This window comes from Actinomadura physcomitrii, from assembly GCF_008923205.2.
GTDB lineage: Bacteria > Actinomycetota > Actinomycetes > Streptosporangiales > Streptosporangiaceae > Spirillospora > Spirillospora physcomitrii.
Map to the genome: position 1 here is coordinate 186,399 of NZ_WBMS02000011.1, position 15,164 is coordinate 201,562.

At 73.8% G+C, this 15,164-nt stretch carries 11 protein-coding genes; 5 read left to right on the forward strand and 6 right to left on the reverse strand.

The window, feature by feature from the left end; all coding sequences use genetic code 11:
* Positions 1-107 precede the first annotated feature (107 nt).
* Genes F8568_RS16395 through F8568_RS16405 form a run of 3 tightly spaced genes read left to right on the forward strand, consistent with a single transcriptional unit; the run spans position 108 to position 5,393 of the window.
* Complete coding sequence (locus F8568_RS16395; RefSeq protein ID WP_151594408.1) at positions 108-1,271, forward strand: HNH endonuclease; 1,164 nt, start codon at positions 108-110, stop codon at positions 1,269-1,271.
* 19 nt (positions 1,272-1,290) lie between these two features.
* Positions 1,291-4,230 (forward strand): DEAD/DEAH box helicase, encoded by a 2,940-nt coding sequence (locus tag F8568_RS16400; protein WP_151594409.1) that lies wholly within the window; start codon positions 1,291-1,293, stop codon positions 4,228-4,230.
* Entirely contained in the window at positions 4,227-5,393 is a 1,167-nt protein-coding gene (locus tag F8568_RS16405) for a hypothetical protein (protein WP_151594410.1), read from the forward strand. The genes F8568_RS16400 and F8568_RS16405 overlap by 4 nt, the downstream gene beginning before the upstream one ends.
* 21 nt (positions 5,394-5,414) lie before the next feature.
* On the opposite strand, the gene F8568_RS16410 is transcribed toward F8568_RS16405, so the two are convergent.
* Positions 5,415-5,762, reverse strand: a complete 348-nt coding sequence (locus F8568_RS16410; RefSeq protein WP_160573641.1) for a DUF4352 domain-containing protein — start codon at positions 5,760-5,762, stop codon at positions 5,415-5,417.
* A gap of 196 nt (positions 5,763-5,958) precedes the next feature.
* Positions 5,959-6,810, reverse strand: a complete 852-nt coding sequence (locus F8568_RS16415; protein WP_151594412.1) for a ribonuclease HI — start codon at positions 6,808-6,810, stop codon at positions 5,959-5,961.
* 235 nt (positions 6,811-7,045) lie between these two features.
* Between F8568_RS16415 and F8568_RS16420 the strand changes: the two genes are divergently transcribed.
* Positions 7,046-9,091 carry an N-6 DNA methylase gene (locus F8568_RS16420; protein WP_328600910.1) on the forward strand — a complete coding sequence of 682 codons (2,046 nt, stop codon included), beginning with the start codon at positions 7,046-7,048 and terminating at the stop codon, positions 9,089-9,091.
* Positions 9,092-9,128: 37 nt separating this feature from the next.
* A complete protein-coding gene (locus F8568_RS16425; RefSeq protein ID WP_151594413.1) occupies positions 9,129-10,640 on the forward strand; it encodes a serine/threonine-protein kinase in 1,512 nt (503 codons plus the stop codon).
* Here F8568_RS16425 and F8568_RS16430 read toward each other — a convergent pair.
* The 4 genes from F8568_RS16430 to F8568_RS16445 all read right to left on the reverse strand — a co-directional run bounded on the left by F8568_RS16430 (position 10,618) and on the right by F8568_RS16445 (position 14,915).
* The gene (locus tag F8568_RS16430) at positions 10,618-12,687 is read right to left on the reverse strand and encodes a 3'-5' exonuclease (RefSeq protein ID WP_151594414.1); all 2,070 of its coding nucleotides are present in this window, start codon (positions 12,685-12,687) and stop codon (positions 10,618-10,620) included. The two genes, F8568_RS16425 and F8568_RS16430, sit on opposite strands and share 23 nt — an antisense overlap.
* A 148-nt stretch (positions 12,688-12,835) precedes the next feature.
* A complete protein-coding gene (locus tag F8568_RS16435; RefSeq protein WP_151594415.1) occupies positions 12,836-13,786 on the reverse strand; it encodes a CU044_5270 family protein in 951 nt (316 codons plus the stop codon).
* Position 13,787: 1 nt separating this feature from the next.
* Entirely contained in the window at positions 13,788-14,339 is a 552-nt protein-coding gene (locus tag F8568_RS16440) for an RNA polymerase sigma factor (protein WP_236008810.1), read from the reverse strand.
* Positions 14,340-14,498: 159 nt separating this feature from the next.
* The gene (locus F8568_RS16445; RefSeq protein WP_328600911.1) at positions 14,499-14,915 is read right to left on the reverse strand and encodes an NUDIX hydrolase; all 417 of its coding nucleotides are present in this window, start codon (positions 14,913-14,915) and stop codon (positions 14,499-14,501) included.
* Positions 14,916-15,164 lie beyond the last annotated feature (249 nt).

The window sequence follows — 15,164 nt, forward strand, 5'->3', positions numbered from 1 at the left end:
GCTTTGTCGAGGCCCCGTCGCCTGGACCGGCCTGGGCCTCTGCGGCCGAGGGTGGTCACTTTCTTCTCTAAGGCCGTCCTGTCGGGGCGATTCGTTACCATTCCGGCGTGCCTGCCTCGGAACGGACGCGACGAGAGCTGTTCGAGCGCGGGGGCGGGCGGTGCGCGATGTGCGGGCGGTCCCTGGTGATCGACGCCGGTCCCGGCGGGACCGGCTACAACATCGCCGAGGCGGCGCACATCGTCGCGGAGAAGGACGGCGGCCCGAGAGGCGCGGGCGACCGTCCCGCGGACGTCAACGGCATCGCCAACCTGGTGCTGCTCTGCCCGTCCCACCATCGCACCATCGACAAGGGCGACGGGGAGAGGCTGTGGCCGCGGCACAAGCTGCTCCAGTTGAAGCGCGACCACGAGTCGTGGACGGCGGTCCTCGCGGCGCGGCCTACGCCTCCCGAACCGCAGGCGCGGGGACGGGAGGGGCCGCCCGGTCCGGGGGACGTGGTCGTCGTCGACGGCGAGCCGTACCGGATCTGCGCCGAGCCGGGGCCGCACCGCGACGCCGTCGAGCATGCCGAACGGGCGTACGAGGCCGTGACCTGCGACGGCGGCGCCGTCCGCTGCCAGGGCCACGTCTACGGCGAAGGCCGGACCGAGGGGCACGCCTGGCTGCGCCTGTGGTGGACGCGGCACGGCGCGGGCCCGTCGAACTCGGCGCGGACGATGGCGGCCGACGAGATGGCGCTGCTCGCCGACCTGCCGGCGCTTCCCGCGCTGCCGCGCCTGCTCGGCGTGGAGATGACGGAGCGGACGGTCGCGGTCGTGACGGCGATGCCGGCGCCGACGACCGCGCGCGACCGGCTGACCCGTACGGGCGCCGTGCCGGGCCGGGACGAACTGGCGCTCCTGGCGGGAGCCTTGCCCGATCTGTGCGAGGCGCTCGGTGAACTCCACGACCGCGGCCTGGCTCACGGGGCGCTGAGCGGCGGGACGATCCTCATGCCCGCTCCGGGCGCGCTCGCGCTGCGCGATCTCGGTCTCGCGGCGGCGGGGAGGCCCGCGGCCGGCGCGGCGGACGTCCGGCAACTGGCGCGGATCCTGTACGAGCTGATCACCGGGCGTCCGGCCGGCCGCCGTCACCGGCACGTCGCGCCGTCCGTCCTCAATCCCGCCGCCGGCGCCGGGTGGGACGCGATGCTGCTCCGCGCCCTGTCCGCGGACGCGGCGGAGCGGCCCGGCGCCCGCGCGTTCGCCGCGGGGCTGGGCGACGGCTGACCGCCGAAACGGAGGACGCATGCACGACTTGCACGTCGACCTGCCGGGGACCGTCCATCTCGTGCCCTCGCTGCGCTTCGTCGAGAAGCTGGCCGAGCGGCGCGCCCGCCACCCGTTCCTGCCCGATGTGGACGGCATCGTCCGGGATCTGTGCGCCGTCACGGCCCGGGGACCGGTGCCGGCGCGCGTCGAACGGGGGCGCGGCGGGCGCGGCGACTTCCTGAAGCTCTACGTCGACGGCCGGTACGTCCTGTCGCTGAACGTCACCAAGCACGGCAATGGGTACGCCCTCGGCGGCGTCGTCCCGATGGGGTTCGAGCACCATGACGAGGTCGTGCGGGGAGCGCTGCGGCTCCGCGCCGCCGGCTGGGTGTACCACGACACCATCCAGGAGCTGCCGTTCCAGGCCCGCGCCGAATGGGACGTCCTGCGGGAGCGGTGGCGCCTGCTGACCGAGGCCGCCGCCGCGCGGACGGCGGACGCGACGGCGCCGAAGGCGCACGAGGAGTTCCTCGACCTCCTCGACCGGATGATCGACGAGGGCCGCCGCGTCGAGCTGGCCGCCGCCCGCACCGACGGCATGATCTCCTACCGGCGGGTGGACGCGTCCGCGGCGCGGCGCCGCTCCGCGCGCGGCGTCCACGACTTCCAGCTCATCGGCAGCCGCCGCCCGGTCGTCGGCACCCGGCTGCACGTGCGCGAGGCCCCCGACCTGCGCGGGCGGGTCGACGCGCTGCGGGGCACGCTGATGACCGTCCGGTTCGAGCGGCCGGTGGACGTCGACGCGATCCCGAAGATCGGCGCGTTCGTCGAGTCGCCGTCGACCGTCCCGTTCGACCGGCAGGCGGAGGCGGTACGGCTGCTGCGCGACGGGGCGTCCGCCAATCCGTTCCTCCTGGACGTGCTGGCCGGGCACCGGTTCCGCCCGTTCCGGCCCGCCGCGGCCGAGCCGGCCCGGGCGCTGGACGGCAGCCAGACCTCGGCGTTCCGCAAGGCGCTCGCGGTGCCAGACACCGCGCTGATCCTCGGACCGCCGGGCACCGGCAAGACCCGGACGATCACCGAGATCGCGCGGGCCTGCGCGGCGGCGGGCGAGCGCGTGCTCATCACCTCCTACACCAACCGCGCGGTCGACAACGTCCTGCAGGAGCTGCCGCCCGACCTGGTGGTGCTGCGGGCCGGGCGCGACGACGGCGTCACGCCGGGCTGCGAGCACCTCACGCTGGAGGCGCAGGCGGCGACGCTGCAGGGCGAGATCATCCGCCGCACCGAGGCCGCCGTCTGCGATTACGCGCCGGCCGCGCCGGGACGCGGCGAGGCCGACGCCTGGGCCCGGCAGCTCGACGCTTCCCTCGATGCGCTCGACGCGGCGGAGGCCGCCGAGCGGCGGGCCGCCACCGCGCTGGAGCGCCGGGCCGCCGAGCTCACCGCGCCCGTGGACGAGCACGCCCGCGTGCTGACCGCCCGCGCCGACGAGCATCGGCGCGTGCTCGCGGACCGCGAAGCCCGTCTCGAGGCGCTCGCCCGGAGCAGGGACCGCGCCGTGGCGAGGACCCGGTGGCCGGTCATCGGCGCTCTGCTGCGCGGACGCGCCGAGCGCCTCGCCGCCGAGTTCCAGGCGGGGCTGGCGGAGCGGGCGCAGGTCCAGGCCGCGCTGACCGCCGTCCTGCGGGATCGGGACGCGGCGCTGGCCGAATCGCACCGGATCCGCGCGAGCTCACCCGAGCTGGTGAAGCTGAGCCGCGCCCTCGACGACGCCCGGACCGCGACCCGCGACCGCGCGCGGGCCGCCGCCGACGACGCCGCGGAACTGCACGCCCTGCTGCACGGCGTGCCGGTACCGCCCTCGCCGGGCCCCGGCCTTCCCGCACTGCGCGCGTTCCGCGACCAGGCCGGCCAGGCCCTCGATCTGATGCGCCGCCGCCTGGAGCTGCTCACCGAATGGCGCGGGCACCTCGGCAGCCGCACCGAGCAGCTCTACCCCGAGCTGGCCCGCTACGCCGACGTGATCGGCGCGACGTGCATCGGCGCCGCCACCACCGGCGCGCTCCGGGGCCTCGACTTCGCCGTCGCCGTCGTCGACGAGGCCGGGCAGATCAGCACCCCGAACGTGCTCGTCCCGCTCGTGCGGGCCCGGCGCGCCGTCCTGGTCGGCGACCACAACCAGCTCCCGCCGTTCGTCGACCCGCAGGTGCGGGCGTGGGCCCGCAGCGACTCGCGCGCCCTCGACCTCGTCACCAAGAGCGCCTTCGAGCTGCTCTTCCCGGGCGTCCCGGACGGCCACCGCGAGATCCTGCGCCACCAGCGCCGGATGCCGCCGGTCGTCGCGCGGTTCGTCTCGCAGTGGTTCTACGACGGCTTCCTCGAATCGGACGTCGAACGCCCGCACCGCGACGCCCTGTTCGCCTCGCCCCTGGTGTTCGTCGACACCGCCGGCCTGCCGCAGCGCGAGCGCCGCGAACGGCGCCCCCGGCCGGACGAGCGCTGGGCCGACAGCGGCTACGCCAACGACGCCGAGGCCCGCATCATCACCGACCTCGTCGCCCACTACCGCGGGACGGTCGCCGACTGGGCGGTGATCCTGCCCTACCAGGCGCAGGTCGGCCTCGTCACCGAGATGGTCGCCGGGCGCCTCGGCGACGAGGAGGAGGCCGCCGCGGGGGTCGGGACCGTCGACTCGTTCCAGGGCGGTGAACGCGACCTCATCGTCTTCGGGTTCACCCGCAGCAACGCCGGCGGCGCGGTCGGCTTCCTCGACGAGCTGCGCCGCGCCAACGTCGCGTTCTCCCGCGCCCGCCGCCTGCTGATCCTGGTGGGGGACTCCGCGACCTTGACGCAGGCCGCCGACCCGGCGTTCCGCGCGATGGCGCGGGCCCTGCTCGACCACGTCCGCACCGGCGGCGATCTGCGCGCCGCCCGCGAGATCAGCGGGCTGATCGCCCGGGAGGGAGAACGGTGAGGGACCCGCTGTACGACCCCGCCCGCGCCCTGGAGGACGCGGCGGCCCGGCCCGGCGTCCGGCCGACGCACCTGCACCGGATCGGGCTCCCGCTGTACGCCGTCGAGATCGAGGCGTTCGTCGACGACCGGCAGCCCTACGACCTGCTCGACCGCTTCGTCGGCCGCGCCATCGCCGACGCCGGGCTGCGGACCGTCCCGCAGATCGCCGCCTTCCTCGGCCTGGACGAGGCGATGGTGGACCGCGTCCTGCGGTTCCTCGGCGGCGTCGGGCACGTGGTGTCCCGCCCCGACGGGACGCTCGCCCTCACCGACCTCGGCGCCCGGTCCGTACGGGACGACGCCCGCTACGTCCCGAAACGCGACCGGCAGAAGCTCTACTTCGACGGCGTGTCCGGCGAGCCGCTCCCCGCCGCCTACTACGGCCGCAAGGTCGTCGTCTGGGACGCCGCCCAGGCCGCCGGGCAGAAACGGCACCGCCTGCTCGACCACGCCCGCCCCTACCGCGACGACGCGCTGCAGCGCCTCGCGGCGCGTCCCGACCGCCGCGACTTCAACGTCCCCGACGAGCTCCGGCAGCTCACCTTCCAGGCCCTCGGCAACGCCTACCTGCCGTGCTACGTCGTCCGCACGCGGACCGAGCAGGGGCCGTCGCTCCTCGCCTACTCCGCGGTCTCCGACGCGAGCGACGAGCACCTCGAGCGCCTCTGCCGCGGCTGGCCCGCCCTCGCCCACGCGCTCGCGCTGAGCGACTCCGGCGATGTCCGCGCCGACTTCGGCGGCTGGCTCGCCGAGCGCGACATCGACCCCGCGCACCTGAGCTGGACCGCCGACGGCGCCCTGCGCCTCACCCTGCCCGCGGACCGCTACACCGCCGCGCCCGCCCGCCCCGGCCGCAAGGGGACGTTCGCGCTGATCCGCCTCGGCTCCTACGTGACGCCCCGCAGCCACGTCCTGCAACTGTGGTGCGACGATCCGCGGCTGCGCCGCGAGGCCGTCCTGGACCGGGCCCTCACCCGCGTCGTCTCGGCGCGCCGCCCGTCCGCCGCCGACGCCGAGGACTTCCTGACCCGTCTGTGCGCGCAGCTCGAAACGGACCCCGTCACCCTGGACGACCTGCGCCGCCACGCCCACAAGACCGGCCAGGGCCCGCTGCCCCTCTGAACCCGCTCAGCCGGGCCGGGGTCAGCGGTTGCCGAGAGGGACGGTCACGCCGCCGGAGAACACCGAGTCGTGCAGTTCGACGGCCTTGAGCCGGATGCCGCGCGGGACGTCGAAGATGAGGATGCCGTGCACGGAGTTGCCGGGGTTGATCTGCTCGAGGAACGACCTCGACTTCTCGCCCATCATCACCGTCGCGCCGCCGTCGGTGTCGAACTTGCGGCCCTTGGTGTCGTAGAGGGTCTGGTTCCCGGCGGTGAACGTGCGGGCCTTGTCGCCGATGTTCTCGACGGTCACGTAGATGAGGACGTACTGGCCCTGCGCGGTGCTGCCGAAGTACTCGTCGCCGACCCGCTTCACGCCCTTCTTCACATTGGTGACGTGCCCTTCTGCTTGTGCGGGGGGTATCCGGGCGGTGGGACGGGGCCGTTGTACCGGGGGAAATGGCCCGGCGGCGACGGAAACACGTCCGGCGGCGGCGGGACGGCGCCCGGGGGCGGTGGGGGCGGGACGGGGCGCGGGGCGTGGGCGGGCTGGTCGGGGGACATGGGGTGCTCCACGGAACGGGTCAGGCCGCGAGGGCGGGGGTGTGCCAGGCGCGTAGGAAGGCCTCGACGAGGCCGGCGGCGCGGGCGGGGGAGTCGAAGACCTCGGTGACGCGGCGCCGGGCGATGGACGCGAGCGAGTCGGCGGCCTCGTTGAGCGGGTGGCCGGAGTGGCCCTTGACGTGCTCGAGGCGCAGTCCGGGCATCCGCGCCACCCGGGCGGCGAGGCGGACGAGCGACGGGGCGGCGCCGTACCGGCGGGGCCGCAGGTCGTAGCCGTCCGGCATGCGGCCGGTGTCGCCGCCCTGCCAGGCGCTCAGGAACCGCAGCGCCTGGAGGCTGTCGAGCAGCAGCACCAGGTCGGCGCCGTCGTCGTCGATCCGGTCGAGCAGCAGCCCGACCGCCCGCAGCTCGCTGACCAGGACCTTCGCGGGGCCGGTGGGGTCCTGGGGGCCGAACTTCCAGCCGTGCATGCCCCATCGGCCGTCGTCGATCACGTAGCCGAGCCCGCAGGTGCCGCGCTTCCAGCCGGCGTCGGTCGCGGCGACGAGGACGCCTGGGTGCCCGGCGGGGCCGGGCACCCGCCCCTGTGCCGGTGTCCTGCCGCCGCGCAGGCCGGCGGGGCGCGGGACCTGCGGGCAGCCCCCCTGATGTGCTCCGGCGTCGACGTAGTGCTCGGCCTCGGCGGCGAGCATCTCGGCGATCGCGGTGTCGCCGTGCCGGACGGCGGCGAAGCACAGCCACAGCAGCCGCCGCGCGACGCCGCAGCACGCGCATCCGGCGGCGCGGGTGGCGCAGGCGCGCAGCCGCTGGGTGCGGGCGGCGACCGCGGGCGGGGCGGCCGCCTGAGCGCTGTCGAACTCATGTAGCGGCATCGTCACGGCATGCATGGCTGATCACTCCGCTCTTCGGGGGGTTGTTGGCGTGCACAGTGAACCATAGAGTTACATGTGAATGCAATCAACTGATGATCCATGCAATGAAGGGCGCCAAGCGGGGGTGGGTGGGAGTGCTCATTGTGAATGTCATCAACCGCTGAAACGCGGCGGTGTGGGACGCTAGGGTGAGACCGCCAGGAGTGGTCCTGCGGCTGGGCTGATGGGAGTGCCGGTGACGAACGACGCGACGGTGACCGCGGCGGACATCGCCCGCCTTGCGGGCGTCGGGCGGGCGGCCGTGAGCAACTGGCGGCGGCGCCATGACGACTTCCCCCGCCCGGTCGGGGGGACGGCGGCGAGCCCGGCGTTCTCCCTCGCCGAGGTGGAAGGCTGGCTGCGCGGGCAGGGCAAGCTCACCGGATCGCCGGTGCGCGAGCGCGTCTGGCAGGCGCTCCGCCAGACCGTCGCCGGGGACGCCGACCTCGCCGGCGTCCTCGCGTTCGCCGGCGCGTTCCTGCTCTTCATGAACGGCGACCCGGGCCGGTGGCGGGGTCTGTCCAGGAGGCCCGACAAGGACCTCGCCATCAGCCTGCCGCGCGCGCTCCGCGACGCCGCCGCGCCGGCACCGGGCCTGGCGGACGCCGCCGGGCTCCCGCCCCGCCTGCCGGACGACCGGGTCGCGCTCGTCCGGACGCTCGCCGAGCTGGCCGGCGAGCTGGGCGCCGCCGAGACGTTCGAGTTCCTGCGCACCCGCTACCTGGAGCACCACAACCGCCGCGTCTACCTGACGCCGGAGCCGGTCGTCCGGCTGATGCTGGAGCTGGGCCGCAGCGCCGAGCCGCCCGGCGACGCCGAGGCGGACGCCGCCGTACTGGATCCGGCGTGCGGGACCGGCTCGTTCCTGCGCATGGCCCACGAGACGGCCGCGGACGGCGGGCTCCTGCTGGGCGAGGAGATCGACGCGACGACGGCGCAGATGACCGCGGTCCACCTCGCTCTGCGCGGCGCGCGCGCGGAGGTGCGTCCCGGCGACTCCCTGCGCGCGAACGCGTTCCCCGGCCGGACGGCAGACCTCGTGGTGTCCAACCCGCCCTTCAACGACCGCAGCTGGGGCTACGAGGAGCTGACCGGGGATCCGCGCTGGGAGTACGGGCTGCCTCCCCGCATGGAATCGGAGCTGGCGTGGCTGCAGCACGGTCTCGCCCACACGCGCCCCGGCGGGCACGTCGTCATGCTTATGCCTCCTGCCGTGGCCAACCGCCGTTCCGGCCGCCGCATACGCTCGGAACTGCTCCGCAGGGGCGCGCTCAGGGCCGTCATAGGGCTGCCCGCCGGCGCCGTCCCGAACATGGCGGTCGCGCTGACGGTGTGGATCCTGCGGCGCCCCGCCCCCGGCGACCATCCCGCCGACGACGTCCTCATGGCGGACACCTCCGCCGACCCCGACGGCTTCCGGGACGTCGCGCTGGACGCATGGCGCCGCTACCTCCGCAAGCCGGAGTCCGTGGACGACGGGACGGGCCGCAGCGTCGTCGTCCGCATCATCGATCTGCTCGACGACGAGGTGGACCTGACTCCCGCGCGCTATCTGCCGCAGCGCAGCACCCCCGAATCCGTAGGCGCGTTCACCGCCGAGAGGGACCGCCTAGAGCGGAAGATGTCCGAGCTGCCGGGGATGGTGGCCGAGCTGGCCTCCCTTACCGAAGCGCAGGCGCGCGACGATGCCGCCATGACGACGGTCGGTGAACTGGCCAAGGGCGGCGTACTGGAAGTCCTGCGTTCCCCGGCCAAGGCGACGCTCGATCCAGGGGACACGCCCTTGCTGGTCCTGGAGGACGTCGTCGAAGGGCGCGGCCCCAGCCGAACGTCCGCCCCCGGCCCGGACGACGTCCGCGTCGAGGCCGGCGACGTCGTCGTCCCGACGGCCGCCCGGCATCCGGTGGCGCGCATCGTCCGCGAGGGCGGCGCTGTGCTCGGCCCGGGCCTCGCCCTGGTCCGCGTCGACCCGGAGCGCGCCGACGCCGACTTCGTCGCGGGCTGGCTGTGGCTCGGTGCGCGCGACGCCCGGCTCCGCAGCTCCACCTCGACGGCCCGGTTCGACGTGCGCCGCGCCAGGCTGCCGCGCCTCACCCGTGCCGAGCAGGAGCGGCTCGGCGCCGCGTTCCGGCGGCTGGCCGACCTGGAGGCGGGCCTGCGGGACGTCCGGGACCTGGGCGCCAACGTCCTGCGGCTGGGGCTGGACGGGCTCGGCGCCGGTACGCTGCGTCCACGCGACTAGGCCGGGCCGCGCCGACGCCCGGCGGGGGAGGTGGGCGTTGCGGCGGGGCGATCGCCTGGGGGAGCGCGGGCGCTACGAACTCGATCAGGCGATCGGGCGCGGCGGCATGGGCGAGGTGTGGCGCGCCTACGACCGGTTCCTGGACCGCAGGCTCGCCGTCAAGTTCACCCGCGTCGCGGACGAGTCGCTCCTCGCGCGGTTCGAGCAGGAGGCCCGCAGCACGGCGTGGCTGGAGCATCCGGGCGTCCCGACCGTCTACGACTTCGGCGACCACGACGGCTCGTTCTACCTCGTGATGCAGTACGTCGAGGGCATGACGGTGGACCACCTCCTCGACGCCTACGAGAGGCTGCCGGTGTCGTGGGCCGCGCTCATCGCGGCGCAGGTCTGCGCGGTGCTCAGCGTCGCGCACCGGCGTCCGCTGGTGCACCGCGACCTGAAACCGAGCAACCTGATGCTCTGCCCGGACGGCTCGGTGAAAGTCCTCGATTTCGGTGCCGCCGTCGGGCTCGGCCCAGGGGACGTAAGGCGCACCACCACCGGACTGGGCGCGCCCTACACGCCCGGCTACAGCGCCGTAGAGCAGGTGTATGGCAGTCCCGGTCCGCGGAGCGATCTGTACTCCGTCGGCTGCGTCCTCTACGAGATGCTCACCGGCCGCCAGGTCTTCCCGGGTGCGACGGCCTACGAGGTCATGCGCCGCCACGAGGACGAGGCGCCGGCGCCGCCCCGCAGCCTGCGCGGCGACGTCCCGCCGGGCCTGGACGACCTCGTCCTGCATCTGCTCGCCAAGCAGCCGGCGGACCGCCCGGCGAGCGCGGACGAGGTCTACCACCGCCTCCTGGAGTTCGTGTCCACGCTGGAGCCGCTGCCGGGCGCCGTCGACACGGTCGCGCCGTCGCACCTGTACTCCAGCGCCGTCGCGCGGATCCGGATAACGGGCACCGCACCGGCGCCCCGCCAGGAGGAGCCCGCCGAACTGCCCACGCCGGACGAGGTCGCCCGCGCGCGCGAGGAGGCCGCCGAACTCGCCGGCGCCGGGCGGTATACGCAGGCCGCCGAACTGCTCTCCGACACCGCCGAACCCGCCCGCATAGCGCTCGGCGACGACGACCCCGAGGTCATGGGCCTGCGCCTGGACCTCGCCGATGTGCTCTACCAGGGCGGCGACTACCGCCGCGCCGTCCACGCCTACCGTGCCGCCGCCGTGGCGATGGCCGAGTGGAACGGGCCCGACGACCGGGACGTGCTCCGCTGCCGCGAACGCGAGGCGATCTGCCAGGCGCAGCTGGGCGCGACCGACACCGCCCTCGGGCACCTGCGCGAACTGCTCGGCGACGTCGCGCACGAAAGCCCCTACAACGCCGACGCGTTCCGGCTGAGGGAGAGCATCGCGCGCCTCGACCTCGCCGCAGGACGCACGGACGAGGCCCGCCGGGAGCTGTCCGAACTGGTGGCCGACCTACAAGGCCTCTATGGCGACCATCACCCGCAACTGGCCGACCTGACGGTTCTCCTGGACGAACTCAAGCAGGCAGGAACGGGCTAGGCGACGCCGCATACGACACGTACAGGTTGTCCCGCGCGCGCGTGCACGCGACGAACAGCAGGCACCGCTCCTTCTGGACGTCCTGTGCGTGCGCCTTCGGGTCCTCGTCCTCGGGCGTGATGGCGCGGGCGGACGGCAGCGCGTTCCCGTCCGCCCCGACCACCGCGACGCACCGGAACTCCAGCCCCTTCATCTTGTGCATCGTCCCGGCCTGGACGCCCGCCGACTTGCTCGGCACGTGGTACGCCGCGATCCCGGCGCGTTTCAACCGCTCGACGATCTTGCGCACGACGTAGTTGTACCGGGTCGCGACGCCGATCGCGCTCGGCTCGACGCCCTCGTCCAGCCACTCCCGCACCTGCGCGGCCAGGCCGTCCAGCTCCTCGTCCGGGTCCGCGAAGCGCCGCACGAGGGGACGGCGGCCGTGGATCGGCGACCGGTAGCCGTCCAGGGTGTCGGCGGAGTCGTCCAGGCCCTGCGCCGGCGCCGCCCCCAGCAGCGGCACGGACCAGCTGAGGATCTCCTGCGTCGTGCGGTAGTTGAGCCGGAGCTTGGTGCTGCGCCCCCGCACGTTGATGCCGAGGCTCGAAAGCGACACGTGCGAGTCGTAGATCCGCTGGTGCGGGTCGCCGACGATGAACAGGTCGTCCGGGCCCTCGGCGACCATCCGGCGCAGCAGCCGCCACTGCGCGGGATGGATGTCCTGCGCCTCGTCGACGATCACGTGGTCGTAGCCGGGCTCCTCGACCAGGTCGGCGGCCTCGTTCGCGAGCTGCGGGAACGTCGACTTGCCCGCCGCCGCGAGCCCGCCGGTCACCTCCCGGACGGCCCGCCACACCACCGACCGCTGCGCCCTGCCGAGCGGGACGCCCCGCCCCGTCCGCGTGCACGCCAGGTAGTCGTCCTCGCTCTGCAGGTCCTGCGCCAGGACGATCTGCTCCCATTCCCGGCTCAGGAACGACGGCGAGAAGGGCGTCCCGGCCGCCGCGTCCGCCCACAGGGAATCGAGCAGGTCGGGGCCGGCGATGTTCGGCCGGTGATGCCGTCCCACGACCGAATAGGTGATGGCGTCCACATTCTGCACGTGAATGCGGCTCTTCACCTCCTCGTCGTCGACGAGCAGCCCCAATTGCCGCTCCAGCGCCTGCGCGAGGTTCTTGGTGAAGGTCGTGAGCAGCACCCGGCCGCCCTTTTCCGCCAGGAACCGCGCCCGGTGCAGCGCGGTGACCGTCTTGCCCGTCCCCGCACCGCCCGTCACCTGCGCCGGACCGCTGTAGGACGGCCGCAGCGCCACCCGCCGCTGCACCGGGTGCAGGAAGATCCGCCACGTGTCGAACGGGTGCGCGAGGATGTCCGCGAGCTCCTCCGGCCCGCTGACGAACGCGACCTCCCCGGGCGTCCGCCGCATCGCGGTCACCAGGTCGTCCGGGTCGACGGGGCCCGGCTCCTCCTCGGCCGGCAGGCACTGCGCGACCTCCGCCCATGCCTGCTGGACGTTCTGCCCCGTCGCCAGCGCCAGCAGGGCGATGTACTGCGGTTCCGGCAGCAGTTTCTCCAGCGCCTGCAAATGCGCCTCGGTCGTCAGCAGCCGGACGAGCGGAATCAGTTCCTCGTCGATTCCGAGGCGGATCAGGTCCTTGTCGAAAACATGTCCGAGCAGCCGGAAGACGGTGCCCTCGGCGGCCTTCTCCAGCGCGGGCGACATCTGGTCGAGCGCGACCTGGTCGCGGACCTCCAGCACCCCGATCGCCTGGTTCACCGAGAATCTGCGGCTCGCGGCATAGGCGATCGCGTCGTCGTGCCCGAGCACCGCGAGCAGGCAGTACACGTCGCCGCGCTCGGGGGCGAGCACGACGCCGCGCCAGAACCGGTCGATGCGGATCGTCCGGATCCGCGGATCCTTCGCCCCGGTGATCTTCTCCAGGTGCAGTCCGGCCTCGGTGTGCGCGGCGAACTTCGCGAACGCAGCCTCCACGCTCCTGCGCACGCTCGGCTCGAGCTTGGCGTACTGCGGCATGAACGAATTGGCAATGGCCAGCTGAGCCAACTCCGCACCCTTTCCCGGCACCTGACGCCCCGTAAGCCTCCTCATCCTAGAAGCCGCGGCCCGGATGGTTGAACCTTGCACCACCCTGTCCGCCTCCGGACACGGGCCGGGCCGGGGCGGACGGCCCCGGCCCGGCCCAGGCGAAAGGTCAGGGGCGTTCGCCGGGTTCGCCGACTACGCCGACCGCCTCGCGGACCTGGATGAACTGGAGGGTGCCGCGCTTCACCGTCACCTTCCCGTCAACGCGGTGGTCCTGGACGGTGATGGAGCGTTCGCCGAGGTAGCGGTAGGTCTTCGGGTCGAGCAGGATCTCGCTGCGCAGCCAGCCGGCCGGGTCGGTGAGACCGAGGCTGACCGCCGGACGCCCGTCCGCGTCGACGACGCCCGCCGTGGCCGTGACGTGCGGGATCAGCTTGATCGCCTGGAAGATCGCGGCCTCCGTCGCCGGCGGGTGCAGGCTTTCGGCGAGGATGGTCCCCAGGGTGTGGAAGGCCAGGTCGTTGCCTCCGCCGATCTTGCGCAGCAGCGCGTCCGGGTCGGTGGGCAGCGGGTCGAACCTGGCCGCCAGCGGCGCTTCACGGGTCGCGGGCGACTTGCCGAGCTTGCCGTTCTCGTAGGCGGCGTACTGGTTCTTGCCGTCCACCCGCCGCCACAGCTCCCAGCTCTTCGTCGTGTACGGGCCGCCGGTGGCGATTCCGGACGGATGGGCGGGGGCCGTCATCTTGAACTTGGTGTAGAGCCACTGCTGCGGCCCGGGCGCGGTGTAGGGACGGGACTTCGCGGCGGCGGAGGCGTGATCGAGCACCACCGCCGCTTCGGCGACCGAGCCTATGCCGGGGACGGCCGGGCGGGGACGCCCCTCGTCGTCGGTCATCACGAGCGACACGGCCGCCGTCGTGACCGCGGCCACCGCGCCGACCGCCGCGATGCGGAGGGTGAGGCGGGGCAGACGGCGCCGCGAACGTCGCTCGGGTACGGGGCCCGCGGTGATGTCGTCCATGAGCCGCCGCGCGCCGGGGCGGTCGGCGAACCCGGCGAGGGACGCGTCATCGACCCTCGACAGGGTGCGGACGAGGTTGTCGGTGGGGTGGACCTTCATGTCAGCGGTCTCCCTTCACGGTGACGGGCGTGGCGTCGAAACCGGTCGCGTGCAGTAGGCGCGACAAGCGCGCGCGGGCCCGGTGCAGGCGGACGCGAACGGCTCCCTTCGAGCAGCCGAGGACGGTGGCGATCGCCGCGTGGTCCAGCCCTTCCCAGGCGACCAGGCGCAGGAGTTCGCGCTCGTTCTCCGTCAGCTGCCGGAACGCCTGGGCGATGGCCGACACGTCGGTGAAGTCGGTGACCGTCGCGGCGATCTCGTCCCGCAGCTGCGGATGCAGGGACGCGGTCCGCCGCCGGCGGGTCGCCTCGTTCGACCAGTACTTGGCCACGACCCGCCGTGCGGCGCCGTACAGCCAGAGCCGGGCGCGGTCGCCGGTGGGCACGTCGTCCAGGCGTCTCCAGGCGACGGTGAAGACTTCGGAGACGAGGTCGGCGGCGTCGTCCGCCGACGGGCAGCGCCGCAGGACGTAGCCGAGTATCGGCTCGTACGTCTCGCGGTAGAGGGCCTCGAACCGGGCCTTGCGGTCATCCATCGGCGCTGCGGTCGTCATGGCGCATGTGGCGCTCCTTCAGTGGGGGGATCGCCCCATACGTGCCGGGAAAGCGGCCGGCGTTACAGCCCGCGGCGGACCGGACGGTCACCAGCTTGCGCCACCTCCGCCACCGCACGAAGCGCATACCGAATGAGACGGTACGAACCGCCGGTCCGTTCAGCCTCCGGAAAGGCAGGAGACAACGAAGGGACGAAGCCGCACCGACATCTCGTCCGGCACCTCGCCGAGCCCGCACCAGCGCGCCTCGAGGATCTCCGCCGGGTCGAGCGAGAGCCGTCCGCCGACGACGCGGGCCTCGTAGTACGCCTCCACCCGGTGCCGGAAACCACTGGCGACGCGGAAGGGCGTCTCCTCGACCTCGACCTCCAGCGAGGTCTCCTCCCGTATCTCGCGGGCCACGCCGTCCTGCAGCCGCTCGCCCGCGTTCACGTACCCGCCGGGCAGCCCCCAGGCACGGTACTCGGGCCACAGCCGGTGCCGCAGCAGCAGAATGCGCCCCTGCTCGTCCCGGACGACGCCGGCGGCATAGACGAGGAACGTGTCATGCCTGAGCCGCGCAAGCCGCCACTGCACCCGCCCGCCCAACCTCCGCCACACCCAGACAACCCCCCGCCCCAGGCCCCTGCTCACCCGAGCAACCCTCCCGCGTCTCGGTTCATGTTAACTCGATCAACCGTCAAATTTCGGATTGGCGTTGACGAGAGCCGTGGTTGTGCTTACGGTTCTGACAGCGCATGGTCATCCGGCGGCGCATGCCACGCGTCGAAGTGTGACAGGTCGTGGTGCGAGCACGGTGGGGACGAGCGGACGGGGAGAGACGGC

What these genes read in the sequence shown, in the direction of transcription:
- F8568_RS16435 (WP_151594415.1), bottom strand. Translation starts at nt 13,786, where the DNA reads ATGAAGGTCCACCCCACCGACAACCTCGTCCGCACCCTGTCGAGGGTC.
- F8568_RS16440 (WP_236008810.1), bottom strand. Translation starts at nt 14,339, where the DNA reads ATGACGACCGCAGCGCCGATGGATGACCGCAAGGCCCGGTTCGAGGCC.
- F8568_RS16415 (WP_151594412.1), bottom strand. Translation starts at nt 6,810, where the DNA reads ATGCCGCTACATGAGTTCGACAGCGCTCAGGCGGCCGCCCCGCCCGCG.
- F8568_RS16400 (WP_151594409.1), top strand. Translation starts at nt 1,291, where the DNA reads ATGCACGACTTGCACGTCGACCTGCCGGGGACCGTCCATCTCGTGCCC.